The 23,195-nt window shown below is 75.9% G+C and carries 21 protein-coding genes; 11 read left to right on the top strand and 10 right to left on the bottom strand.

The window, feature by feature from the left end; all coding sequences use genetic code 11:
• Positions 1 to 171: 171 nt before the first annotated feature.
• The 6 genes from ACPPVO_RS30945 to ACPPVO_RS30920 all read right to left on the bottom strand — a co-directional run bounded on the left by ACPPVO_RS30945 (position 172) and on the right by ACPPVO_RS30920 (position 3,405).
• Positions 172 to 861 (bottom strand): hypothetical protein, encoded by a 690-nt coding sequence (locus ACPPVO_RS30945; protein WP_426502067.1) that lies wholly within the window; start codon positions 859 to 861, stop codon positions 172 to 174.
• Between the two features lie 315 nt (positions 862 to 1,176).
• Positions 1,177 to 1,539 (bottom strand): hypothetical protein, encoded by a 363-nt coding sequence (locus ACPPVO_RS30940; RefSeq protein ID WP_426502066.1) that lies wholly within the window; start codon positions 1,537 to 1,539, stop codon positions 1,177 to 1,179.
• The gene (locus ACPPVO_RS30935; protein ID WP_426502065.1) at positions 1,536 to 2,156 is read right to left on the bottom strand and encodes a PadR family transcriptional regulator; all 621 of its coding nucleotides are present in this window, start codon (positions 2,154 to 2,156) and stop codon (positions 1,536 to 1,538) included. The genes ACPPVO_RS30940 and ACPPVO_RS30935 overlap by 4 nt, the downstream gene beginning before the upstream one ends.
• Positions 2,156 to 2,410: a hypothetical protein gene (locus tag ACPPVO_RS30930; protein ID WP_426502064.1), complete on the bottom strand. Its 255-nt coding sequence runs from the start codon at positions 2,408 to 2,410 to the stop codon at positions 2,156 to 2,158. Before ACPPVO_RS30930 ends, ACPPVO_RS30935 begins: the two co-directional genes overlap by 1 nt.
• The gene (locus ACPPVO_RS30925) at positions 2,407 to 3,033 is read right to left on the bottom strand and encodes an HAD family hydrolase (RefSeq protein ID WP_426502062.1); all 627 of its coding nucleotides are present in this window, start codon (positions 3,031 to 3,033) and stop codon (positions 2,407 to 2,409) included. Before ACPPVO_RS30925 ends, ACPPVO_RS30930 begins: the two co-directional genes overlap by 4 nt.
• A 6-nt stretch (positions 3,034 to 3,039) precedes the next feature.
• On the bottom strand, positions 3,040 to 3,405 hold the full coding sequence (locus tag ACPPVO_RS30920; RefSeq protein ID WP_426502061.1) for a DoxX family protein: 366 nt from the start codon (positions 3,403 to 3,405) through the stop codon (positions 3,040 to 3,042).
• 73 nt (positions 3,406 to 3,478) lie between these two features.
• Between ACPPVO_RS30920 and ACPPVO_RS30915 the strand changes: the two genes are divergently transcribed.
• The gene (locus tag ACPPVO_RS30915; protein ID WP_426502060.1) at positions 3,479 to 3,856 is read left to right on the top strand and encodes a winged helix-turn-helix transcriptional regulator; all 378 of its coding nucleotides are present in this window, start codon (positions 3,479 to 3,481) and stop codon (positions 3,854 to 3,856) included.
• 341 nt (positions 3,857 to 4,197) lie between these two features.
• The gene (locus ACPPVO_RS30910) at positions 4,198 to 6,126 is read left to right on the top strand and encodes an Hsp70 family protein (RefSeq protein ID WP_426502058.1); all 1,929 of its coding nucleotides are present in this window, start codon (positions 4,198 to 4,200) and stop codon (positions 6,124 to 6,126) included.
• 116 nt (positions 6,127 to 6,242) lie between these two features.
• Here ACPPVO_RS30910 and ACPPVO_RS30905 read toward each other — a convergent pair whose 3' ends face one another.
• From ACPPVO_RS30905 to ACPPVO_RS30890, 4 genes are all read right to left on the bottom strand, one after another.
• Complete coding sequence (locus ACPPVO_RS30905; RefSeq protein WP_426502057.1) at positions 6,243 to 7,763, bottom strand: ankyrin repeat domain-containing protein; 1,521 nt, start codon at positions 7,761 to 7,763, stop codon at positions 6,243 to 6,245.
• A gap of 132 nt (positions 7,764 to 7,895) precedes the next feature.
• Positions 7,896 to 8,486 carry a hypothetical protein gene (locus ACPPVO_RS30900; RefSeq protein ID WP_426502056.1) on the bottom strand — a complete coding sequence of 197 codons (591 nt, stop codon included), beginning with the start codon at positions 8,484 to 8,486 and terminating at the stop codon, positions 7,896 to 7,898.
• Complete coding sequence (locus tag ACPPVO_RS30895; RefSeq protein WP_426502055.1) at positions 8,473 to 9,228, bottom strand: hypothetical protein; 756 nt, start codon at positions 9,226 to 9,228, stop codon at positions 8,473 to 8,475. The genes ACPPVO_RS30900 and ACPPVO_RS30895 overlap by 14 nt, the downstream gene beginning before the upstream one ends.
• Positions 9,225 to 10,583, bottom strand: coding sequence for a condensation domain-containing protein (locus tag ACPPVO_RS30890; protein ID WP_426502054.1), 1,359 nt, complete (start codon positions 10,581 to 10,583; stop codon positions 9,225 to 9,227). The genes ACPPVO_RS30895 and ACPPVO_RS30890 overlap by 4 nt, the downstream gene beginning before the upstream one ends.
• A gap of 179 nt (positions 10,584 to 10,762) precedes the next feature.
• Here ACPPVO_RS30890 and ACPPVO_RS30885 point away from each other — a divergent pair, with 179 nt between their 5' ends.
• The 9 genes from ACPPVO_RS30885 to ACPPVO_RS30845 are packed head-to-tail and all read left to right on the top strand — an operon-like array spanning position 10,763 to position 23,169.
• Complete coding sequence (locus ACPPVO_RS30885; protein WP_426502053.1) at positions 10,763 to 11,410, top strand: hypothetical protein; 648 nt, start codon at positions 10,763 to 10,765, stop codon at positions 11,408 to 11,410.
• A complete protein-coding gene (locus ACPPVO_RS30880) occupies positions 11,407 to 14,376 on the top strand; it encodes a non-ribosomal peptide synthetase (protein ID WP_426502052.1) in 2,970 nt (989 codons plus the stop codon). Before ACPPVO_RS30885 ends, ACPPVO_RS30880 begins: the two co-directional genes overlap by 4 nt.
• Positions 14,373 to 16,031: an AMP-binding protein gene (locus tag ACPPVO_RS30875; protein WP_426502051.1), complete on the top strand. Its 1,659-nt coding sequence runs from the start codon at positions 14,373 to 14,375 to the stop codon at positions 16,029 to 16,031. Before ACPPVO_RS30880 ends, ACPPVO_RS30875 begins: the two co-directional genes overlap by 4 nt.
• Positions 16,028 to 16,534 (top strand): phosphopantetheine-binding protein, encoded by a 507-nt coding sequence (locus ACPPVO_RS30870; protein ID WP_426502050.1) that lies wholly within the window; start codon positions 16,028 to 16,030, stop codon positions 16,532 to 16,534. Before ACPPVO_RS30875 ends, ACPPVO_RS30870 begins: the two co-directional genes overlap by 4 nt.
• Positions 16,531 to 16,749 (top strand): acyl carrier protein, encoded by a 219-nt coding sequence (locus ACPPVO_RS30865; RefSeq protein ID WP_426502049.1) that lies wholly within the window; start codon positions 16,531 to 16,533, stop codon positions 16,747 to 16,749. The genes ACPPVO_RS30870 and ACPPVO_RS30865 overlap by 4 nt, the downstream gene beginning before the upstream one ends.
• Entirely contained in the window at positions 16,746 to 19,736 is a 2,991-nt protein-coding gene (locus tag ACPPVO_RS30860; protein ID WP_426502048.1) for a condensation domain-containing protein, read from the top strand. The genes ACPPVO_RS30865 and ACPPVO_RS30860 overlap by 4 nt, the downstream gene beginning before the upstream one ends.
• Positions 19,733 to 20,965 carry an AMP-binding protein gene (locus ACPPVO_RS30855; protein WP_426502047.1) on the top strand — a complete coding sequence of 411 codons (1,233 nt, stop codon included), beginning with the start codon at positions 19,733 to 19,735 and terminating at the stop codon, positions 20,963 to 20,965. Before ACPPVO_RS30860 ends, ACPPVO_RS30855 begins: the two co-directional genes overlap by 4 nt.
• A complete protein-coding gene (locus ACPPVO_RS30850) occupies positions 20,949 to 22,091 on the top strand; it encodes a 3-dehydroquinate synthase family protein (RefSeq protein WP_426502046.1) in 1,143 nt (380 codons plus the stop codon). Before ACPPVO_RS30855 ends, ACPPVO_RS30850 begins: the two co-directional genes overlap by 17 nt.
• A gap of 40 nt (positions 22,092 to 22,131) precedes the next feature.
• Positions 22,132 to 23,169: a glycosyltransferase family 2 protein gene (locus tag ACPPVO_RS30845; RefSeq protein WP_426502045.1), complete on the top strand. Its 1,038-nt coding sequence runs from the start codon at positions 22,132 to 22,134 to the stop codon at positions 23,167 to 23,169.
• Positions 23,170 to 23,195: the final 26 nt, after the last annotated feature.

Below are 23,195 nucleotides of genomic sequence, written 5' to 3'. Positions count from 1 at the left end.
CCTTACCCGGCGCGGCGAGGGTGACCGGCCCGTTGCCGGGGGTCGTTCCCGGCGCGTCGCCGGTGGGCGGCCGGGGTGATGTGCCGGGCGGGCGTGCCGTGATGCGGCGGCTCCTCACGAACCCCGCCCGGCCGCGCACGCCGGCGGCTGACTTCCGCGTCCAGCGCGCGATCAGATGTCCGGCGGTTCCTGGTCGATTTCGGCCAGGAACCGCTCGGAGCGGCGCGCGAAGAGATGGGCCCCGCGTTCGTCCGATCGGGCGCGGGCTGCTTCGGCGGCGGCACGCACGACGTCGACGGGTTCGCCGCGGGCGTGCAGCAGGCGCGCGCGCAGCAACAGCAGGAGCCCTTCGGCGAAACGCTGGCCGTAGGTGGTGACGGCCCGGTCGGCCCGGTCGAGGGCGGTTGCGGCCCGCCAGGCATGCCGGCCGTACGCTTGGATGATCGGGTCGGCGGACGCCTGTCCTTGCTCGTACGCTCGGCGGGCCCACCTCCCACGGTCCTTCTCGATCGAGGTGTAGGCCCCGACCGGCCGAACGAACAGGAAGTGGACGGCCTCCGTCTCGCGGCCGAGCATGCGGGCCAGGTACTCGGCCCGCTCCAGCAGGTCGAACGTCGAACCGCCGTATCCCGCGTGCCTGCTGGCAACCAGGGTGAGCAGTGACAGCACCGACAGCTCCAGCTCCCGCAGGCCGGCCGTGCGCGCGATCCGGGCGGCCGATTCGAGGTGGCGCCCGGCGGCCGCGAACGCGAGTTTGGTCGCCGCACGGCGCCCGGCACGGGCCAGTGCCTGCGCGGTGCGAGCCGGGCCGGCGGCCCAGAGGTGGTAGGCGAGGCGTTCGGCGACAGACTCGTCGTCCACATGGGTGCGTTCGAGGGCGTCGGCGACCAGCAGATGCAGGTGGACGGTCTGCTGCCGCGTCGTGGTCTCGGTGACCGAACTCGCGGACCAGGTCGTGCGCGAACCGTAGCGAGTCCGGGCTCTCCGGCTTGGTTTCCAGCAGGCCGAGCGCCTGCAGCGGTTCGAGGCGTTGGAGGCAGTCCGCGACGTCGACGCCGCCCGCGGCGGCGAGCAGGGCGAGGTCCACGTCGATCCGACCAGGCACGCACCGCAGCCGGCGACGGTAGTGGCGGAGCAGGGTGAGCGAGCCAAGGCCGCAGAAGGGCCAACCCGGGCTCAGCGGGCCGCGCGCAGCTTCTCCTCGATGGCGGCGGCGAGCTTGTCGGCCGTCTGCTGTACCCCCTTGCCGTAGCCGATGAACAGTTTGTTGGCCAGCGGCACCGCCCAGGCGCCCCGCTGCGCGATGTTGAACACGCGGTAGGTCAGTGCGGCCCCCGCCGGGCCCGGGTCGGCCGCGATCTCCCCGCGGTACCACCAGTGGCCCTGCATCCCCACCACGCCCGGCCGGTGGTCGACGTCGACGTAGGCGCGGCTCTGCGGCGTCAGCATCGACTCGAGCACCCACCCGCCGTCGATCAGCGGCAGGACCGCCGCGAGCGGGGCCGCGATCGGGGCCGTCGCCGTGAACAGGAGCTTCACTCCGCCTCCCGCAGCAGCTCGTCGATGTCGGGCAGGTCGCTCGGGTCGGCCGACCAGGTGAGGCGGCCGGTCCTCAGGTCGGCCAGGAGACCGTCGGTGAAGGCGCGCTCGGCCTCCAGCCGGGAGGCCTCGTACTCCACCTCGACCATGAGAATCCGCGGCAGATGGTCGCGGGTCTCGTCCAGGGCCGCGCGCGCCGCGAGGGCCCGCTCGTGCAGCTGGTTGCGCCGGTGCCGCAGGGCGTCGGCGACCTCGATCGGCGGCAGGCACCCGCAGTACGTGAGCGCGGGCCCGAACAGCGACGAGTCGGTGTCGGGCTGGCTGAGTAACAGGTGCACCCATTCCTGGAGCCGGATGCGGCCCTCTTTGGTCAGCTCGTAGACGGTCCGCTCCGGCCGCGGCCCGTCGCGCGTGGTGTCGACGACGCGCACGTGCCCGGCGGCGAGGAGCCTCTCCACCGCGTGGTACAGGCTGCGGGGCAGGCCCGTCACGAACGTCTTGTGCGTCCGCTCGATCATCAGGTGCATCTCGTAGGTGTGCCGCGCCCCCGTGAGCAGGAGGGCGAGCACGGTCAGCGACGCCATGTCCCGGTCGGCCCTTGCTATGGCAGCTCGCACTATTGCAGTATGCCATAGTAAGGGCGGGCGGGCGACCCGGCGGCGGCGCTGACCGCCGGCGCCGGCTGGGTATGTTGCTGGACCCGGGGGCGGATCGCCAGGCCCAGGCCGACGGCGAGCAGGATCAGGCCGACGGTCATCGCGACGACCATGCTGAAGCGCGACTTCAGCAGGCCGACCGACGCGCCCAGGCCGATGAGGATCAGCACGCCGCCCGCGATCATCAGCGTGATCGACTGCACCGACAGCTTCATGCGGGGAGTATCCACCCGGCGGCGGCCTCGACCGTGTCGCAGGTGTGATCAGGCGGGAGCAAGTCGCGGGGCCAGGGCCGGCCCCCGGCGATCCAGATCGTCGCCAGGCCGGCCGCGCGCCCGCCCGCGATGTCGTCGGCCGGGTTGTCGCCGACCATCCATCCGCCGCCGGCGAGGTCGGCCCCGCACGCGGCGGCCGCGGCGGCGAACAGGGCCCGGTCCGGCTTGCGCACGCCCAGCTCGCCGGAGACGGCCCAGCCGTCGACGGCCCGGTCCAGGCCGGTCCGGCGGATCTTGCCGAGCTGGTTGTCGGCGTGGCCGTTCGTGACGATCCCGACCCGCCGGCCCGCGGCCCGCAGGCCGGTGAGCAGGCTCAGCACCCCGGGCCGGCAGGTGACGAGCTCGGGCATCCGGCGGCGGTACTGCGCCCAGACATCATCGACCAGCCCGAAGCGCGCCCGCACCGCCGCGAAGAAGCCCTCCGAACGGTCCGCTGCCAGGAGCCACTCGAACGCCCCGGCCGGCAGGGAACGGTCGGCGCAGAGCTCGGCCGCCCACCGCCGGAACGCGGCGGACCGGTCGACCAAGGTGTCGTCGAGGTCGAACAGCACCAGGCCGGTCACGGGACGCTAGACCCAGACGGTGGCGAGCCAGACGGCGACGCCCGCCGCGACCAGCAGCCCGATGTTGAGGCCGATCATCCGGGCCTCGCCCCGCGACACGTGCGTGACGATGCCGCCGACCTGGATCAGCACGAGGCCGGCCGCCGCCGCGATCGCGAGCCCGGGCGCGATCCCGGTCAGCGGCGGCAGGATGAGCCCGGCCGCGCCGAGCAGCTCCAGCGCGCCGATGGTGCGCACCAGCGGCATCGGTACCGTGTCGACCCAGCCCATCATCGGCCGCAGCGCCTCCTGGCTCTGGGCCACCTTCTTGCCCCCGGCGTACACGTAGAAGAGTGCGAGCAGCCCGCCGACGATCCAGTACGCGATCTCCATGCCGGCCATGATGCGGCACTATCGGAGGGCGTACAAAAGGCACACGCGTGTGCGTGAGGCACAGGGAGATGTCGTGGAGCAGTTCGAGCACGCATGCATGATCCGGGGCGACGGCGGCCGCACGATCCGGGCCATCCTCGACCAGATCTGCAACAAGTGGACGCTGCTCATCGTGGCGACCCTCGATCAGGGCACCGTGCGCTTCACCGAGCTGCAGCAGCAGATCCCGGGCATCTCCCAGCGGATGCTGACGCTGACCCTGCGCAACCTGGAGCGCGACGGGCTGGTGGCCCGCACGGTGCATGCCGAGGTGCCGCCCCGGGTGGAGTACAACCTGACCGGCATGGGGCAGAGCCTCCTGCCGCCGGCCCTGGCGCTGGCCGGCTGGGCGATGGAGCACGTCCCGCACATCGAGGCCAGCCGAGCCGCCTACGGGAGCCGGACCGGCTGACCCAGCCGCTCGTTCAGCCGCCGCCAGCGCCGCCACTCCCGCGCCGGGACGTCCAGGGCCTCCTCGGCGAAGGCCGGGGCGAGCTCGACGGCCCCCGTCGAGCAGCATCAGCGCGAGCGTGAGGAACGGCCGCGCCTCCTCCTGGACCGGCATCTCAACCGCCGGCACGACATCCGGCGCGACACCTGGCCCGACTTCCCCCCGCGGGCCGTCGCCGCCCTGGCCGAGCTGCCGTTCCGCCCGTGGTGGGAGGCGCTGGCGCCGTAGCGGCACCGGGATGTATCAAACGCGCTCCCCGTCGATCCGTCAGGTCACAGACGTCGATTTGGAGGTTGCGCACCATGCAGACCGTTCGGCTCGGGATCGACTTCGGCACCTCGCACACCGTCGCGGTGCTGGCCCGCCCCGGCGGGCGCGTCGACGCGCTGCTGTTCGAGGCCTCGCCCCTGCTGCCGTCGGCCGTGTACCTCGGCGGCGACGGCACGATGCTCGTCGGCCGCGACGCCGAGCGCAGCGCCCGCATCGAGCCCAGCGCCTACGAGCCGCATCCGAAGCGGCGCATCGACGAGGGCAGCGTCCTGCTCAACGAGCGCGAGGTGCCGGTACCGCGGCTGATCGAGGCCATCCTGCGCCGGGTCGCCGACGAGGCGGTCCGCGTGCTGGGCGGGCCGCCGGGCGCCACCGTGCTCACCCACCCCGCGGGCTGGGGCGCGACCCGGCGGGCGCTGCTGAGCGACGCCGCCGCGGCCGCCGGGCTGCCCGCGGTGAGCCTGGTCGCCGAGCCGGTCGCGGCGGCGATGTACTTCACCGGCGCCCTCGGCCACCGGGTGCCCGAGGGCCACGCCGTCGTCGTGTACGACTTCGGCGGCGGTACCTTCGACGTCAGCGTCCTGCGCCGCACCGGCGACGGCTGGCACGTCGCCGCCGCGGCCGGGCTCGACGACGTCGGCGGCATCGACCTCGACGCCGCGGTGGTCGAGCGGATCCGCGTGGCGGTCGCCGCGCGCGGGCCGGAGCTGTGGCAGCGCCTCGAACGGCCGGGGACCGTCGCCGACCGCCGCCACCGCCGCGCGCTGTGGGAGGACGCCCGGTCGACCAAGGAGCTGCTGAGCCGGGCGGCGACGGCCGGGCTGACGGTACCGCTGCTGGACGTCGACCTGTACCTGACGCGCCCCGAGTTCGAGGCGCTCGCCCGGCCCTGGCTGGACCGGACGGTGGCGCTCACCACGGCGACCCTGTTCGCCAGCGACGTCACCGCCGGGCGGCTCGCGGGCGTGTTCCTGGTGGGTGGCGGGAGCCGGGTGCCGCTCGTGGCCACCCTCCTGCACCAGGCCCTCGGCATCGCGCCGGTGATTCTGGAGCAGCCGGAGATGGTCGTGGCCCAGGGAAGCCTGCTGACGTCGGCGCCGGAACCAGTCCCGGCGCCGACGCCACCCGCGGAACCGCAGCCGGTTCCGGCGTCGACGCCACCACCGGCGTCGCAACCCATTCCGGCGCCGGCGCCACCCGAAACGCCGCAACCAAAGCCGGTTCGCGAGAGAAAATCGGCGCGGTGGGCGCATCTGGCCGCCTTCGCCGCCGTCGCCGCCGTCGGCGGCATCTCACTGCTCGCCCGCGACTCCTACGACGACGTGGCCCCGCCGTTCCTGGCCGGCCTGCTCACCCCGCTCCTGCCCGGCTCCGTGCTCGTCCTCCTGGCCATGGTCGTCGCCATGGTGATCGGCGGCCCGCCCGCCCCGGCGCACCGGGCGCTCGGCCCGGCCGTCGTCGCCGCCGCCGGTACCGTGCTCGGGCTGCTCGTGCTGTGGCCGCTGCGCGACGCCGTCGAGGTGTGGGTCTGGGTGCTCACGGGGTCCGCGGTCGCCATCCTCATCGGCGGCCTCTACGCCGTCGCCCGCCCGGCGCGGCGGGTACGGATCGGGCTGTGGGCCGCGGCCGGCGCCGTGCTGGTGCTGGCCGGCAGCGGCCCGGTCCGGATGCCGTACGTCGCGTTCAACGGCGACCACATGGCCAACGTGCAGCCGCTGAGCGGGGTCATCGCGTACGACGGCGACCCCACCTGGTTCGGCGGGTACCTCTTCGGCGTGGCCCTGATGCTCGCCGCGGCCCTGTCCATCGGCGCCGCCCTGCGCCGGGCGATCGGGCACGCCGCCGGGGTACACCAGAGGATCGGGGCCGTGCTCATCGCCCAGTGCGGCGCGCTGCTGCTGCTCGACGTGGCCTGGCAACGGTCCGAGGACCGCATGGCGGAGGTGACCCACCAGTGGTAATGGTCCACCTTCGTCCGCGTCGACGACGACGGCCTCCCGTGGGTCTGGCTCCTGCTCGCCGTCGCCGCGGTGACCGCCGTCGTCGTACCGTCGCTGGTCCGGTCCGCCCGCGCCCGTCAGTCCGGGGCGGTGAGCGGCTCGAGCAGCTCCGCCGTCGAGCGCTGATCGAAGTGCCGGGCCCAGCCCAGCGGGGTGGCGCCGAAGCGCTGGTCGCGCCGGTCCGGGTCGGCGCCCAGGTCGAGCAGCCGGCGGGCGAGCGCGGTGTCGCCGTTGCCCGCCGCGTGGTGCAGGGCGGTCTCCCAGGCGCCCTCGGCGGGGGCGTCGCCGCGGCCGTAGGCGTTGACGTCGAACCCGAGCCCGGCCAGCAGCGCCACCGTCTCGGCCGAGGCCCGGGCCGCGGCCCACACGAGCAGCCCCGGGTGGCGGCGCCGGGCCTCGGCGGCGGCGCCGGGGTGCTCCGCGGCGACGCGGGCCACCGCCCCCGGGTCGGCCCGGAACGCGGCGGCGACGAGGTCGTGCGCCGGGTCGGGTCCGGGGCGGGGCACCCCACGCTCCCGGAGGTACCCGGCGATGGTGGCGTCGCCGTAGAGCTCGGCCAGCTCGAGCGGCGTGCGGCCGTCGGCCGGGGCCCACGGCGGCCCGTCGTCGGTGAACGGCGCGGCGATGTCGACGCCGTGCCGGTCCAGCAGCCGTACCCGGGCCGCCTGGTGGTGCGTGACGGCCCACCGCAGCTGCACGCGCAGCAGTTGGGCCGGCGTCGGCAGGGTGTCGATGCGGGCCTTCCACGGTCCGCCGTCGCCGGTGCCGAGCCCGTGCTCGAACAGCAGCTCCAGGTGCGAGTCGTCGGGCTCGAACATCCGGTTGTACAGGGCCTGCCCGTCGTTGGGGTCCGCGCCCGCGTCCAGCAGCAGCCGGCCCAGCGCGCGCCAGTGCGGGTGCGGCGGCTGGTGGGCGCGGCCCAGCTCCCCGGCGCCGAAGACCCCCGTCAGCAGCGTGAACGGCATGGGCAGGCCGTCGAAGAGGTACCCGTCGTTGGCGTCGGCCCCGGCGTCGAGCAGGAGCCGGGCGGTCCTGAGCACCGGTTCGGCCGCGATGCCGGGGTCGTGCCGGGAGTACACCAGGCCGAACAGCGGCCGCCAGCCCAGCGGCCCGCCCGGCTGCGACACCAGGCCGGGCCGCGCGGCGAGCAGCCGTCCGACGTCGTCGGGGCGCGCGGCGGCGGCCGCGGCCCAGATGCTGCCGGCGGTCAGGCCGGGGTGCCGCCCGAGCAGCTCGCGCGCCGCCGCCCAGCGCTCCGGCCCGTCCTCCCGGCCGTAGGTCAGGCAGGCGAGCCGGCAGAACTCGTCGGCGGGATGTTGCGCCGGTACCGCCCGGAGCCCGGTGTCCCAGCCGTGCTCGGCGACGGTCCGCACGTAGCGGGTGAGGCGGGGCCAGCTGGCGAACCCGTACTCGCGGGCGACGACGAGCTGGGCCGCGCTGAGCGGCAGGGCGGCGGCCTCGGCGGGCGGCGCGGGGTGGAGCCGGGCGATCCGCGCGACGGCGTCGGCCTCGCCGGCGCGCACCGCCCGTTGCAGGGTGCGGGCCTGGCGGCGGAAGTGCTGCAGGTCGGGTCGTTCGGGCATGCCTCGGGTCGGCACGGCGGACTCCTCTCGTGTGCCTGTGCCCGCTCGTCAGGCCGAAAGGAGAACGATTGTGACGCGTGGTGCGCGCGCCAGGTGGGCTGAGCCCATTCCCGCGGACCGGCGGCTCCCTGGAAGCCGACCCATATTCTAGCGGGCTTCGAACTGCGCGCCGACCGCCGCCGCGATGTCGCCGGGGCTCCGCGTGCCGTCGACCGTGATGACCGTGTAGCCGAGGTCCCGCGCCTGCCCGGCGACGAGCCGGGCGAAGGTCGCGTCGCGCTCCATCCACCGCTCGAACGCCGCCTCGGGGTCGGGGGCCCCGGCGACCAGCGCGCGGGCCCAGGCGCGGTGCCGATAGTGGTGACGCTGGAAGTCCTCGGTGGGCACGATCCAGACCGCCCGCCCGCGCGGCACCGCCAGCCCGGCGAGCAGCTCCGGGAGCAGGGCCGCGCCCTCGGCCACCACGGGCCCGGCGAGCTCGCGCAGCATGAGCGGGAACTCTTCGCGGTACAGCCGCAGGACGTCCTCGACCTGGACGTCGACGGGCTGGGCGAGCCGCTCCCCGACGCTCATCGCGGTGACCTTGCGCATCACCGGCCCGGCGTCGGCGTGCCGGTCGAACGCGTCGTCACAGGAGTACAGCGCCAGCCCCCGCGCGGCGGCGATGAGGCCCGCGACCGTCGACTTGCCCGAGCACGGCGAGCCGCCGATCCACAGGATGGTGTCAGCCGGCGGCATCGGGCAGCTTCGGATACCCGGCGCGCTTCCACTCGGGGCTGTCCGCGAGCTCGGCGAGCCCGTCGCGCTGAGCGGGGGTGCGCGGCGCGGCGACCAGGGCGTCCCAGGGCTCCTCGAGCAGCAACCGGTGCAGGGTGGACTCGTAGAAGTAGGTGCCGCCGTAAGCGAGAACGACGGATTCGTCGGCGCCGTCGTCGGGCCCGGCCCGGTACCGGGCCCACTCGAGGAGCATGCGGATGCGTTCGGCCGGGTCCGGGTACCAGCGCAGGATCGCGATGGCGAGGCGCTCCTGGTGCCGGTCCGGCGAGTGGGTCGCGGCGTCCGCGGCGCGGGTCAGGGCCGGCGGGGCGCAGGCCACCCAGCCGAGGCGGCGACGCTCCAGGGCGGCGGAGTAGCGGGCCAGGTGCTCGCGGACCCGGAGCCGGCCCGGAAGCCCGCGCTCGGCCAGCCAGTCGACGAGGCCGGGGCCGTCGCGCAGCTCCCGTTCGCCGCCGTCGAGCCCGCGCAGGTTGACCTCGTGGTGCAGCGTCCAGCGGGCCACCTCGGCCCCGGCCGCGTCGTGGACGGACACCGCGCCCCAGCCCAGGCATAGGCAGCGCCCCAGCGGCCGGTCGGTGAGCTCGAGCCGGCGGGCCAGCTCGGCGATCTCGTCGCCGGAGACCGTGAGCGGGGGCGCGTCTCCGTCGAGGACGAGCACGGTCGCGGCGGTGCGCAGGATCTGCTCCGGCTGGGTGGTGCTCACGGGAGCTTGAGGTCTCCGATGCGCTGGTCGGGGTCGTTGAGCAGGGCGCTCAGCACGGCAGTGTAGCCGTCCAGGGTCTCCAGCATCGCCGCGCGGGGGTAGATCGTCGGGTTGTAGTTCATCGACGCGCCGCGGCGGTCGTGGCGCACGACCAGGCCCGGCTCGCCGCGCTTGGCCCACAGCCGGGTGGTGTGCTCGTCCAGCGTCGTGCCGGCCGGTTTGCGCGCGCGGGAGCGGTGCTCGCGGCGGTCGGGCGGGGGGTCGTTCGTCGGCGCGGCGGACTGGAACCAGGAGTGGTACAGCAGCAGGAACGGCCACGGGCGCATCGTGTCGAAGCCGGGGTTCACCGCGCGGGCGATCTCGGTGAACGACGCGGTGTGCCGGACCGCCTCGTACATCGCCGCGCGGACCAGGCCGATCCCCTCGGCGAGGGTGGTGTCCGGGCCCATGGTCGTGGCGACGTACACGTTGTTCGTGAACTGCCCGACGAGGTCCTCGGCGCCGGACTCGTCGCGGCCCGCGGTGGCGGTGCCCAGGACCAGCCGCGGCCGGCCGGTGCGGGCGCCCAGCAGGATCCGGTAGGCGGCGAGGTACAGCAGGAACGGCGTGATGCGCTGCGACCGGGCGAAGGCGTGCAGCCGCCCGATGAGCCCGGTCTCGATCGGCCGGCCGAGCGTCGCCTCCGCGGTCACGTCCGGCTGCTGTGGCGAACGCTCGAACGGCCACTCGTCCGGCAGCGGGGTGAGGGTGCGCCGCCAGAACTCGTCCCGGCGGCGCCGATCCGCCGGGCCGAGGTCCGGGTCCGCTGTCGCCGCCGCGTACGACAGCTTCAGCGGGGGCAGCGCCGGGCCGGTGCCGGTGCGCGCCCGGTACGCGGCCCGCAGGTCGCGCAGCAGCACGCCCGTCGACCAGCCGTCGGCGATGAGGTGGAACAGGGTGACGGCGACGATGTGCCGGTCGGGCGCGGTCCGCAGCAGTACGACGCTCCACAGTGGACCGCGCTGCAGGTCGAAGGCTCGGCCGCGCTCGTAGCCGAGGATGCTCCCGCGCAGCAGGTCGCGCCGCGACGCCGGCTCGGCGGTGAGGTCGGTGAACGCGAGCGGCGGCTCGATGCGATCCGGAATACGTATCAGCGGATCGATGCCGACCGAATCAAATACGATTCTCAACGCGTCGTGGCGGGCACATACATCGCCCACGGCCGACCGAAAAGAATTGACGTCAATCGACTCGTCCCACGTTGCTGTCTCGAAGACGTTGTATCCCAGCACGCCCGGGTCCGACGGTGCGAAGCAGGACACGAACTCCCACAGCGCCTCCTGGCTACGCGCCAGCCGAGACGCCCCCCGACTCATGGTCACTGAGCTTTGCGGCGCGCCGTCGGTCTTGTCAAGGGCGGAAGAGGCATTGACGTTTTCGAAAAAACTCGGCCGCCGGGAAAGGCTCGACGATCACGGAGGGGTGAATTACCGTCTTCGGCGTGGCTATCGGGGGATGGCGCCTGCTCCGCAGTGCGGCTAATGCACGGACCGTCGTGGCGGTCGACTTCACCCTGGCCAAGGTCCGGGCCCAGGCCAACTTCGGCGACCTGGCCCCGCACCTGCCGGACGACTGGGCGGTCTGGGGCAGCGACGAGACGGGCTGGCCGGCGGCGCCCGGCGACCCCGCCACGCACCTCGCCGGGTGGCGCGCCCGGACCGCCGCGCTGGGAAACTTTCACGCCGTCCTCGGATTCTGCGCGGGCGCCGCGCTCGCCGGGGCCCTGGCCGGGCCGGACCGGCGGCTGGTGCTGTTCGACCCGGTGGACGTGGACGCCCGCACGATCGCCGGGCATTACGCCGCGGCCGTACGCCGCATGGGGGCCGAGCCCGGGGCCGAGCCGGGCGCCGACGCGGACGACCTCGCCGAGCGCTACGCCGTGGTGGCCCGCAAGACCCTCGGCGAGCAGGGCGTGCCGGACTCGATCGCGGCCGACCTGTGCGCGCGGGTCGCGGCCAACCTGCGGTACCTGGCGATGGGCCGGGCCGCCGGCCTCGGCGGACTCGCGCCGGACCTCGTCGTGCTCTCCCGCGACCACGAGCTGCCGCCCGTCCTGCAGGGCCGGCCGCAGCTGCGCCTCGACGTGCCGCAGGAGAACCTGCTCGCCGACCCGGCCGCGGCCCGCGCGGCGGTGGGGGCATGAGCGCGCTGAGCCGCAAGGAGGAGGCGTTATGGCTGTTCCAGCGCCTCGCCCCCGGCGTCACCGTCGACAACCAGCCGCTCGCGATCCGCACCTCCGCGCCGCTCGACCCGGCCGCCCTGGAGTCCGCGGCCGCTGAGATCCTGCGGCGGTACCCGGCCCTGCGCACCCGCTTCCCGCAGCGCGACGGCGTGCCCTACCGCGAGCCCGCCGACCCGGACCGCGCGACCGTGCCCGTCGCCGTGCTCACCGCGCCCGCGGCCAAGCTCGGCGCCGTGCTCACCGAGCTGGCCCTGCGCCCGTTCGACCTCGCCGCCGAGCTGCCCCTGCGGGTGTACGGCATCGCCCTGGACGAGGGCGGCAGCGTGCTCTGCCTCGTGTCGCACCACATCGTCTTCGACGGGGCGTCGGGCGGGCTGGTCATGCCCGACCTCGCCACCACCTACCACCGGATCGCGAACGGCCAGGCCCCGCCGCCGCCCGCAGCCGGGGCGCGGCTCGAGGAGCCGCCGCCCGCGCCGGACAGCGTGCGGTACTGGCTGAGCCGCCTCGCCGGCGTCGACCCCGCCCGCCTCGCGCTCCCGTCGGCCCGCCCCGAGCCCGCCCGGCCCACGTTCGCCGGCGCCCAGCTCGAGCGCGACCTGCCCCCGGCCCCGCTCGCGCGGCTGCGCGCCCGGCTGCGGGTCACCGACAACATGGCGCTGCTGGCCGTGTTCGCCACCCTGCTCGCCCGCCACGGCGCCGGGCCCGACCTCGTCGTCGGCGTCCCGGTGAACCTGCGCCGCCAGGGCACCCGCGACGCGGTCGGCTACCACGTCAACACCCTGCCGGTCCGCCTCACCGTCGACCTGGGCCGCGGCTTCGACGCGCTCGCCGCGCAGGTCCGCGACCGCATGGCCGAGGCGCTCGACCACGCCGGGGTGTCCTTCGAGCACCTGCTCGGCGGCCTGCCGAACGGCAGCTGGCGCGCGCCGCTGTTCCGGCACATGTTCAACTTCCTCCCCCCGGCCCAGAACGCCCCGCCCGGCGAGCTGCCCGACGCCGAGTGGGTGCCGGTCGACCCCGGCGCCAGCCGCCACGACCTGCAGTTCGTGGTGGTACCCGCGGCCGGGCTGGTGACGCTGCAGGCCGTGTACAGCACCGAGGTCCACGACGAGGCGACCGTCCGCGCGCTCGCCGGGCGCTTCGAGCTGCTGCTGGCGGCGGCCGCGGCCGAACCGGGGCGGCCCCTCGCGGAGCTTCCGATGTGGACGGACGCGGAGCGTGCCCTCGTCGCGCGGGCCAACGCGGGCGCCGGGCGGCCGGTACCGACGCCGACCGTCGCCGCCCGGATCGCCGCCCGGCACGCGCAGGACCCCGACGGGCCCGCGCTCGTCGACCCCGGCGGCACCGTCCACACCCGGCGGTCCCTCGCGGGCCGGGCCGCCGCCGTCCGGGACCGGCTCGCCGCGCAGGGGATCGGCCGCGGGGACGTCGTCGCCGTGTCGCTCCCCCGCGGCGCCGGCCTCGCCGCCGCCGTCCTGGCCGTGTGGTCGCTCGGCGCCGCGTACCTGCCGGCCGACCCGGGCCAGCCCGCCGGTCGCCTCGCGGAGCAGCTGGAGCGGGCCGGGGCGCGGTACACGATTGACGCCGCCGGTAGCGCCACGTGCGACGACACGGCCGGGCTGTACGCCGGGCTCGCCGCCGTCGCCCCGGACGACCTCGCCTACGTCATCTTCACCTCCGGCTCGACCGGGCGGCCCAAGGGCGTCGAGATCCCGCACCGGGCCCTGGCCAACCTCGTGCGCCACTTCGCCGCCGAACTGGCCGTCGTCGCGTCCGACCGGGTGCTGTGGCTGACCACGTTCGGCTTCGACATCTCCGCGCTGGAACTGTTCCTGCCGCTCGCGTACGGCGGCGGCGCCGTCGTCGCGCCCGACGAGGCCCAGACCCGCCCGCCGCTCATGCTGCGGCTCGTCGCCGAGCACGACGTCGCCGTCGTGCAGGCCACCCCGACCATCTGGCGGCTGGCCGCCGGGTCGGTCCGCGACGAGCTGCGCGGCCGGCGGCTGCTGTGCGGCGGGGAGCCGCTCAGCGCCGCGCTCGCCGAGCGGCTGCTGCAGACCGGCGGCCGGCTGTACAACGTCTACGGCCCGACCGAGACGACCATCTGGTCCGCGAGCGCCCCGATCGCCGCCGGCGTCGCCGACCCGGTGGGCATCGGCGCCCCGATCGCCGAGACCTCCTTCCACGTCGTCGACGAGCACGGCCAGGACGCCCCGCCCGGCCTCGTCGGCGAGCTCTGCATCGGCGGCACCGGCCTGGCCCGCGGCTACGCCGGCGCGCCCGACCTGACCGCGCGGCGCTTCCCCGACGACCCGGTCCGCGGCCGGCTGTACCGCACCGGCGACCTCGCCACCTGGCGCGACGACGGCACCGTGACCCTGCTCGGCCGGGCCGACCGGCAGGTGAAGCTGCGCGGCCGGCGGATCGAGCCCGGCGAGGTCGAGGCGGCCCTGGAGCGCCACCCGGCCGTCACCGCCGCCGCCGTCGTCCTCGCCGGCGACCCGCAGGGCGACGGGCGCCTCGTCGGCTACGTACAGCCCGCGACCGTCGACGTCGAGGACGTGCGCCGGCACGCGCGCGAGCACCTGCCGTACTACCTCGTCCCCGCCGGCCTCGTCGCGCTGGACGCCCTGCCGCGCAACGCCAACGGCAAGGTCGACCACCGGGCGCTGCCCGAGCCGCCCGCCCCGGCCGAGCCGGTCCGCGCCGAGCCGTCCGCGGCCGCCGGGCCGCTGGTCGAGCTCTTCCGGGAGATCCTCGGCCGCGCCGACATCGGCCCCCACAGCAACTTCTTCACCAGCGGCGGCCACTCGCTGCTCGCCGCGATCCTGGCCGCCCGCATCGGCCGGGGCGTGTCGCTGCTGGACGTGTTCGACGCGCCGACGCCGGCCGAGCTGGCGGCCCGCCTGGAGGAGGCCGAATGAGAACCGTGCCCGACCTGTTGCGGCAGTCGGCCCGGCTCGTGCCGGACCGGCCCGCGATCGTCCTCGACGGCGGCGAGACGCTCACCTTCGCCGAGCTCGACGCCCGCTCCAACGCGTTCGCCCGCGGCCTGCGCGAGCGCGGCGTCGGCCACGGCGACCGGGTCGCCCTCGCGCTCGGCGGGGCGGCCTGGCCCCGGTACGCGACCGCCTACTTCGCCACCCTCAAGCTCGGCGCCGTCGCCCTGCTCACCGGCGCCCGCTTCGGCGAGGACGAGCTGGCCCGGATCGTCGCCGGCTACCGGGTGGCGCACGTCGTGCGGCCCGGCGACGACCTCGGCGCCGGGCAGCCGGCCGGCCCGCTCGTCGCGGCCGTCGCGCCCGGCGACGCGGCCGAGGTCGTGTTCACCTCCGGCACCACCGACCGGCCCCGCGGCGTCGTGGCCACCCACGCCAACCTGCTGCGCGCCCAGGTCGCCTGGCCGAGCGCGGTGCGCGCCAACCAGCCGTGCGCGCACGCCCTGCCGGTCGGCTCCGTCGCCGCCCAGGCCGTGCTGCTCAACTGCGTCGGCGGCCAGCACACGCTGCTCGCCCAGGCCGCCTTCACCGTGCCCGGGTTCACGGCCATGGTCGCCCGGGAGCGGGCGGTCACCGTCTGCCTGGTGCCCGCCATGGGGCACTGGCTGGTGCGGGCCGCGCCGGGCGAGGCGACCCCGATGCCGTCGGTGAAAGGGGTCAGCTTCTCCGGGGCGCCTTTGCCGGTACCCATCATGGCCGACCTCGCCACCGTGTTCCCGAAGGCCGCGTTCCACAACTTCTACACGTCCACCGAGACGTACCCGGCCCGCGTCGCCACCCGCTTCGACCCGGCCCGCCCGGAGGCGGTGGGCCGGCCGGTCGGCTCCAGCGCCGTGCGCGTCACCGGCCCCGGCGGCGCCGAACTGCCGCCGGGGGAGGCCGGCGAGGTGTGGCTGCGGGCCGGGGGAGCGCCGCCGCGGGAGCTGCTGGACGCGGGGCCGGTCGAGGTCGCCGGCGGCTGGACGCGCACCGGCGACCTCGGCTACGTCGACGCCGGCGGCACGCTGTACCTCACCGGCCGCGCCTCCGACGTCGTCATCGTCGGCGGGTTCAACGTCTCCACCGGCCGCGTGGAGCAGATCCTCAGCCGCCACCCGGCCGTGGCCGAGGCGGCCGTCTGCGGCACCGGGCACCCGGTGCTCGGCGAGATCGTCGCCGCCTTCGTGGTCCTGAGGCCCGGCGGGGCGGACGCCACCACCGCCGCGGACCTGCGCCGGTTCGCGGCCGAGCACCTGACCCGGCCCGAGGTGCCCGCCGTCGTCCGGATCGTCGACGACCTGCCCCGCAACGAGGCGGGCAAAGTCGTGAAGCGGGAGCTGCCGGCCGCGCCGGTCGAGTTCGCCGAGCCGGAGACCGGCCTGGAGCGGGACCTGGCCGCCGTCTGGGCCGAGGTGCTGGGCACCGCCGCCGTCGGTACGACCGACAACTTCTTCGAGATCGGCGGCGACTCGCTCGCCGCCACCCGGATCGCCGCGACCGCCCGCGAACGCCTCGGTGTCGACGTGGACACCATCGCCGTGCTGGAGGCGCCGACCGTCGCCGAGCTGGCCCGGTACATCCTGGAAAGGGAAGCCCGATGAGCGCACCTGTGGATCTGGACACCGCGGCGAAGGTGCTGCGCGAGCACCCCGGCGTGACCGCTGTCGCGCCGCTGCGCGGGCCGGACGGGCGCCGCATCCTCGCCGTCGTGCCCGGCCTCGCCACCGCCCCGGTCGACCTGCGCGACCAGCTGTGGGACGCCGTCGACCCGGCCGAGCTGCCCGACGTGCTCGTCGTCGTCGACGCCCTGCCCGCCGACGCCGCCGCGCTGGACACCGAGGGCCCGGGCAGCCACACGTTCCGCCGGCCGTCCACCCCGACCGAGGAGGACCTCGCCGAGATCTGGGCCGAGACCCTGGGCCGGACCCGGGTCGCCGCCGACGACAACTTCCTCGACCTGGGCGGCGACTCGATGACCGCCGCGCTGCTGCTGGACCTCACCAACGAGCGGCTCGAGACCGACCTGACCCTCGGCGACCTGCTGTCGGCGCCGTCCCTCGCCGCGGTCGCCGGGCTCGTCGACCGCGCCCGCGCGTCCTCATGACCACGACCGAGGCCGTGTACGCCATCGTCGACGAGGTCCTCGAGCGCCCCGCACGCCCCGACGACGACCTGTACGACCTGGGGTTCGACTCGCTGCTCATCGCCCGCACCGCGGCCCGGGTCCGGGAGCGGCTGGGCGTTGACCTGCCCCTGGCCGAGTACTTCAACGCGGGCACCGTCGCCGAGCTCGCGGCGGCCGTGGAGGCGCGCGCATGAGGGCCCCGGTCACCCCGGCCCAGCAGCGCCTGTGGTTCCTGGCCCAGGTCGACCCGGACGCGCTCGACTGGCACATCCCGCTCGCCTACCGGCTCCGCGGCCCCCTCGACGCCCCCGCCCTGGCCGCCGCGCTCGGCGACGTCGTGGCCCGCCACGGCGCGCTGCGCACCCGGTTCCCGCTCGACGGCGCCGGCCCGGTCCAGGAGGTCCTCGACGGCTGGCGGCCGGACGTCCCCATCCGCACCACGACCGCCGCCGGGGCCGGCCCGGCGGTCGCCGCGCTCGCGAACACCCCGTTCGACCTCACCGCCGCCCCGCCGATGCGCGCCGCGATCCTGCGCCTGACCGAGGACGAGCACATCCTGGTCCTCGTCCTGCACCACATCCTGGCCGACGCCTGGTCGATCGGCATCCTGCGCGACGAGCTGGCCAAGGCGTACGCCGGGGCCGGCCTGCCCGGCCTCGCGACCCAGTACGCCGACCTCGCCCGCGCCCCGCGCCCGGACGGCACCGAGACCCTCGCCTACTGGGCGGAGCAGCTCGCGGGCGCCCCGGTGCTGGACCTGCCGACCGACCGGCCCCGCCCGCCCCGGCGCGGTACCGCGGGCGCGTTCGACGGCTTCGAGCTCGGCCCCGGCCGCGCCGCCGACCTGCGCACCCTGGGCCGGGCCGGCCGCACGACGCCGTTCATGACCCTGTTCGCCGCGTACCTCGCCCTGCTCGGCCTCGCCACCGGCCAGGACGACATCAGCGTCGGCACCCCGGTCAGCGGCCGCGACCGGACCGACGCCGAGCCGCTCATCGGGTACTTCCTCGACACCGTCGTGCTGCGCGGCGACCTGGGCGGCGACCCGACCTTCCGGGAGCTGCTGGGCCGGGTGAAGGCGACGGCGCTGGAGGCGTACCAGCACCGCGACGTGCCGTTCGAGGACCTCATCGCGCGCCTGGACGTGCGGCGCGACCCGGCCCGCACCCCGCTGTTCGACACCATGTTCGTCGTGCACGGCGGGGCCGAGGACCACGGGCTCGCGCTGCCGGGGATCACGGCCGAGTACGTCGACCCGGGCCACCGCGCGGTCAAGTTCGACCTCACCTTTGAGTGCTTCGCCGGCGGCGGCGAGCTGAAGGTCGTCGCGCAGTCCCGCCGCGACCTGTTCGACCCGGCGAGCGTGGCCGCCCTGGTGCGCCGCTACGGCGAGCTGCTGCGGCGGGCCGCGCAGGACCCGGACGCGCGCCTGTCGGAGATCTACGCCGCGATGACCGAGGCCGAGCAGGGCCCCTGGGCCTGCGCCCGCTCCACAGTGGACCGGCGGACGCTCGACCTCATCGACTTCGGCTCCAACGCCCCGGCGATCGTCCACGGCGACGCCCGGGTGTCCTATGCGGAGCTCGGCGCCCGCACACCGGAGCTGGGGGAGCACGGCGGCCTGGTCGCCGTCCAGCTCCCGCCGGGCATCGACCTGGTCGCCACCATGCTCGGCGCGTGGCGGGCCGGCGCCGGCTACCTGCCGCTCGACCCCGACGCCCCGCCGCGGCGCGTCGAGGAGCAGCTCGCCGACAGCGGCGCGGGGGTCGTCGTCACGCCGGACGGCGCTCGCGCGACCGGTGGCCGCACGACGGCCAAGCCGATGGCCTACGCCATCTACACCTCCGGCTCCACCGGCCGCCCCAAGGCCGTCGCCGTTCCCCCGGCGGCCCTCGCCGCCCGGGTCGCCTGGATGCGCGAGCGCTACGCGCTCACCCCGGCCGACCGGGTCCTGCAGTTCGCGTCGCCGTCCTTCGACACGTTCGCCGAGGAGGTGTACCCGTGCCTCGCCGCCGGCGCCACCCTCGTCGTCCCCACCGGCGCCCGCGCCGAGCTCCCGGACTTCCTCGCCACCCCGCAGGGGCAGTCGGTCACGGTGCTGGACCTGCCCACCTCCTACTGGCACGAGCTGTGCGCCGACCCGGCCGCCGTCGCCTGGCCGCCCGGCCTGCGGCTGCTGATCCTCGGCGGCGAGCAGGTCCGACCCGACGCCCTCGAACGCTGGTTCGCCCACCTCGGCGAGCGGGTCGAGGTCGTGAACACGTACGGCCCGACCGAGGCCACCATCATCGCCACCACGGCCCGGCTCACCCCGGCCGACACCACCGGCCGCCCGCCGATCGGCCACCCCATCGGCGACACCTGCGTCCACATCACCGGCCTGGGCGGCGCCCCGGTGCCCGACGGCGTCGCCGGCGAGCTGGTCATCGGCGGCCCCGGCGTCGCCGACGGCTACCTCGGCCGCCCGGAGCTCACCGCCGAGCGGTTCGCCGACCTCGGCGGCGTCCGGCACTACCGCACCGGCGACCGGGCCCGCCGCCGCCCCGACGGCGCCTACGAGTTCCTCGGCCGGGCCGACGAGCAGCTCAAGGTCCGCGGGTACCGCATCGAGCCGGGCGAGGTCGAGGCCGCCCTGCTGACCCACCCGGCGATCGGGCACGCGGTCGTCTCCGCGGGCGGCGACGGGCGGCTCGTCGCCCACCTGGTGACCGCGCCCGGCGCGGCGGTCCCCGGCCCCGGCGCGCTGCGGGCCCACCTGGGCGAGCTCCTGCCGCCGTACCTGCACCCGCGCGCCTACGCGACCCTCGACCGGCTGCCGATGACCCGCAACGGCAAGGTCGACCGGGCCGCGCTCCCGCCCGTGGCCGTGGCCGCGGGGGAGGGCCGCGCGCCCGAGGGCGACGGGGAGCGGCTCGTCGCCGAGGTCTGGGCGGAGGTCCTCGGGGTGGCACGGGTCCGGGCCAACGACGACTTCTTCGACCTCGGCGGGCACTCGCTGCTCGCCACGCGGGTCGCCGCGCGGCTGCGGGCGAGCGCCGGGGTCGAGGTACCGCTGCGGACGATCTTCCGCCACACGACCGTCGCCGCCCTCGCGGCCGCGGTCGAGGAGCTGCTCCTGGCCGAGATCGCGGCGCTCGACGACGACGAGGTCCGGCGGCTCCTCGCCGGGGACGCGCGATGATCGGCCCCGGAGCCCGGATCATCGACGCGGTCACCGGCGACGAGTACGCCGGCGACCGGCTCGTCACCGCCATCGCCGCCGAGCCGCTGCCCGCGACCGGCGTGGTGGTGTGCCCGATGCGCGCCGACGCGCCGTCGGTCCTGCGCTACCTCGGCGCCCGGGCCGCCGGCCGGCCCGCGCTCGTGTGCGACCCGGCCGCGGCCGCCGAACTGACGCAGCGCTTCGGGCCGGCCGTGGAGCTGCACCCCGACCTTGCGCTCATGCTCGCGACATCGGGCTCGACCGGCCGCCCCCGGCTCGTGCGGCACTCCGGCGCCGCGGTCGCCGCGGCCGCCACCGCGATCGTCAAGGCGCTACACATCGGCGCCGACGACACCGCCATCACCAGCCTGCCGCTGTTCCACACGCTCGGCCTCAGCGTGCTGCACAGCCACCTGCTCGCGGGCGCCACCGTCGTGCTCGAGCCCCGCGGCGTGCTCGACGCCGGCTTCTGGGGCAGCGTCGAGCGGCACCGGGTCACTGCGGTCACCGGGGTCCCGCACACGTTCGAGCTGCTCGCCCGGCTGCCGTGGGACCCGGCGCGCAGCCCGGGCGTGCGCAGCCTCGCGGTGTCCGGCGGGCGGCTGCGCGACGCGCTCGTCACCCGCTTCGCCGGCGCGATGACCGGGGCCGGCGGCGCGTTCTACTCGATGTACGGCCAGACGGAGGCCGGCTCCCGCATCTGCGTCCTGCCGCCGGAGCACCTGCCGGCCAAGGCCGGCTGCGTCGGGCCGCCCGTCGACGGGATGCGCCTGGCCATCGCCGCCGACGGGGAGGTGGTGTGCCGCTCGGCGACGGTGATGATGGGCTACGCCGACACCGCCGGGGACCTGGCCCGCGGCGACGACTGCGGCGGCGTGCTGCGCACCGGTGACCGCGGCCGCCTCGACGCCGACGGGCACCTGTGGCTGTCCGGGCGGCTGAACCGCATCGGCAAGGCGTACGGCGTGCGCGTCGACCTCGACGCCGTCGAGCACGCCGCCGCGGCGCTCGCGCCCGCCGCGGCCCTCGCCGGCGACGACCGGATCCTCGTCTGGTGCGAGGGCCTGCCCGCCGCCCGCGCGAACGAGGTGGCCGCGCTCGTCGGCCGCGAGCTCGGCATCCACCGCACCGCGGTGCGCGTGACCGCGATCGACCGGCTGCCGCGCCGGGCCAACGGGAAGGTGAACTACGATGCGCTCCCCGTATGAGGAGCTGGGGCTCGCCTTCGGCGACGCCATGGTGCCGTACCTCTACGGCACGGACTGCACGCCCGCGCTCGCCGCCGCGGTCCTCGAGCGGCTCGGCGACGTCGACGCGATCCTGCTCGTCCTCGACGACGGGGTGCGCGGGCACGCCGACGCGGTCGCCGCCGAGCTCGCCCGCCGGGTGCGGGTGGAGCCGGTGGCGGTCGAGGCGGCCGAGCGGCACAAGACCCTGCCGACCGTGCACCACCTGCTGGAGACGGCCGTGGCCCGGGGACTGACCCGCCGGTCCGCGGTCGTCGCGATGGGCGGCGGCACCGTCGGCAACCTCGCCGGGCTGGCCGCGGCGCTGCTGTTCCGCGGTACCCGCCTGGTGCACCTGCCGACCACCCCGGTCGCAGCGTTCGACGCGACCGTCTCGCTCAAGCAGGGCGTGAACCTCAGCGCCGGCAAGAACCTCGCCGGCACCTACTTCGTGCCCGCGCTCATCGCCTGCGACCTGGCCTGGCTGTCCACCATGCCCCGCCACGACCTGCTGACCGGCCTCGCCGAGATGGTCAAGAACGTGCTCGTGGCCGCGCCCGGCCTGGAGCCGAAGCTGGTGCGGGCGCTCGAGGAGCCGCGCCTGGCGCTGCGGGCGCTGCTGGAGATCGGCGTCGAGGCCAAGGCGCCGTACGTGGCCGCCGACCCGCGCGAGCGGGGCGGGGCGCTCATCTTCGAGTACGGCCACACCGCCGGCCACGCCGTCGAGTTCGTCAGCGGCGGCGCGATCCGCCACGGCGAGGCGGTCGCCTGGGGCATGCTCGTCGCCGCCGAGGTCGCCCGCCGCCACCACGGCCTCGCGGCCGACGACGTCGCCGCCCACCACCGGCTCGTGGCCCGGCTCGACCTGCCCGGCGCGGCCACCCGCCTCGACGGCCTCGGCCGCGACGCGATCCGCGCGGCGCTCGCGGCCGACAACAAGCGCGGCTACGGCCCGTGCGCGCCCGGCGAGGTCCTCATGGTGCTGCTCGACTCGGTCGGCCGCACCGTGCCCGGCCCCGCCGGCGGCCCGCCGCTCGTCCCCGTCCCCATCGAGGCCGTCATGGACGCCTTCGAGACCGTAGCGATGAACGCCCTGGAGGCGGTATGAGCGCTCGACTTTTTCGTCACCGGTCCTCACGGGACTCCCGATGAGCGACAAGGGTCTGTCCGTCGTGATCCCGGTCAAGGGCCGGGTGGCGCAGATGCGGCGGCTGCTGGAGAGCCTCCGCCCGGCCGCCGACGCCTGCGCGGAGCCGGTCGAGGTCATCGTCGTCGACGACTCCGGGCCCGCCGACGCCGAGGCCCACCAGGACAGCTGCGCGAGTCTCCAGGCCCGGTACCTGCGCGGACCGAGGCACGTCGGGGCCAAACGCAACGACGGCGTGCGCGCCGCCGCCTACGACCTGATCCTGTTCATCGACTCCGACTGCCTGGCCACCGAGCAGCTGCTCCAGCGGCACGTGCAGACCCTGCGCAACGCCGGCGAAAGCGTCGGGGCGGTCGCCGGCCCGACCTTCGTGCAGGGCGCCGACAACGCGATGTTCCGCATCATGTCCCGCTCCAAGCTGCTCAACTCCGCCTTCGAGTGGCCCGCGCAGGCGCGCCAGGTCGGCTGGGCCACCACCTGCAACCTGGCCGTGCGGCGCGAGGCCTTCGAGGCCGTCGGCGGCTTCGCCGAGCGGCCGCTGACCGTCGTCGGCGGCGAGGACGTCGACCTCGGCCTGCGCCTCACCGAGGCCGGGTACGCCATCGTCTGCGACCGCGAGGCCGTCGTCGTGCACGACAAGAGCAGCATCGAGTCGCTCGGGACGGTGTGCCGGCGCCTGATCACGTACGGGCAGTCCGGCCAGTGGCTCCTCGACGTCCACGCGCGCCGGGGCCGGCCGAAGCTGAACCGGGTCAGCACGCTGTCCGCGACCGCCGTCGCCGGGCCGCTGCTCCTCCCGGCCGTCGCGGCCGTCCTGCTCGCCGTCGACACCCGGGAGCGCCTCGGCGACGACGCCCCGACCGTGCGGGCCCTGGCCGAGTCGATCGCCTGCGCCGGCCTCGACTGGTGCTTCGACCTGGGCGAGTTCATCGCCGCCTGGCAGCTGGGCCGGCCCGACCGCCTGTTCACCGGCTTCGGCTGGACCGACGACCCGGCGTTCGTCTGGAACCGCGAGCCCGCGAAACGGTACGGGGGCTGAGCGTGCGCTTCCACGGCCGGGTCGCC

This window comes from Dactylosporangium sp. McL0621, from assembly GCF_049995355.1.
In the GTDB taxonomy this organism is placed as follows: domain Bacteria; phylum Actinomycetota; class Actinomycetes; order Mycobacteriales; family Micromonosporaceae; genus Dactylosporangium.
Note: the sequence above shows the minus strand (reverse complement) of the source record. Positions and strands in the feature narration are given on the sequence as shown.

Coding starts and splice junctions, on each gene's coding strand:
- ACPPVO_RS30850 (WP_426502046.1), top strand. CDS start 20,949: ATGCGCTCCCCGTATGAGGAGCTGGGGCTCGCCTTCGGCGACGCCATG.
- ACPPVO_RS30900 (WP_426502056.1), bottom strand. CDS start 8,486: ATGCCGCCGGCTGACACCATCCTGTGGATCGGCGGCTCGCCGTGCTCG.
- ACPPVO_RS30875 (WP_426502051.1), top strand. CDS start 14,373: ATGAGAACCGTGCCCGACCTGTTGCGGCAGTCGGCCCGGCTCGTGCCG.
- ACPPVO_RS30870 (WP_426502050.1), top strand. CDS start 16,028: ATGAGCGCACCTGTGGATCTGGACACCGCGGCGAAGGTGCTGCGCGAG.
- ACPPVO_RS30880 (WP_426502052.1), top strand. CDS start 11,407: ATGAGCGCGCTGAGCCGCAAGGAGGAGGCGTTATGGCTGTTCCAGCGC.
- ACPPVO_RS30910 (WP_426502058.1), top strand. CDS start 4,198: ATGCAGACCGTTCGGCTCGGGATCGACTTCGGCACCTCGCACACCGTC.
- ACPPVO_RS30855 (WP_426502047.1), top strand. CDS start 19,733: ATGATCGGCCCCGGAGCCCGGATCATCGACGCGGTCACCGGCGACGAG.
- ACPPVO_RS30920 (WP_426502061.1), bottom strand. CDS start 3,405: ATGGAGATCGCGTACTGGATCGTCGGCGGGCTGCTCGCACTCTTCTAC.
- ACPPVO_RS30930 (WP_426502064.1), bottom strand. CDS start 2,410: ATGAAGCTGTCGGTGCAGTCGATCACGCTGATGATCGCGGGCGGCGTG.
- ACPPVO_RS30845 (WP_426502045.1), top strand. CDS start 22,132: ATGAGCGACAAGGGTCTGTCCGTCGTGATCCCGGTCAAGGGCCGGGTG.
- ACPPVO_RS30890 (WP_426502054.1), bottom strand. CDS start 10,583: ATGAGTCGGGGGGCGTCTCGGCTGGCGCGTAGCCAGGAGGCGCTGTGG.
- ACPPVO_RS30865 (WP_426502049.1), top strand. CDS start 16,531: ATGACCACGACCGAGGCCGTGTACGCCATCGTCGACGAGGTCCTCGAG.
- ACPPVO_RS30860 (WP_426502048.1), top strand. CDS start 16,746: ATGAGGGCCCCGGTCACCCCGGCCCAGCAGCGCCTGTGGTTCCTGGCC.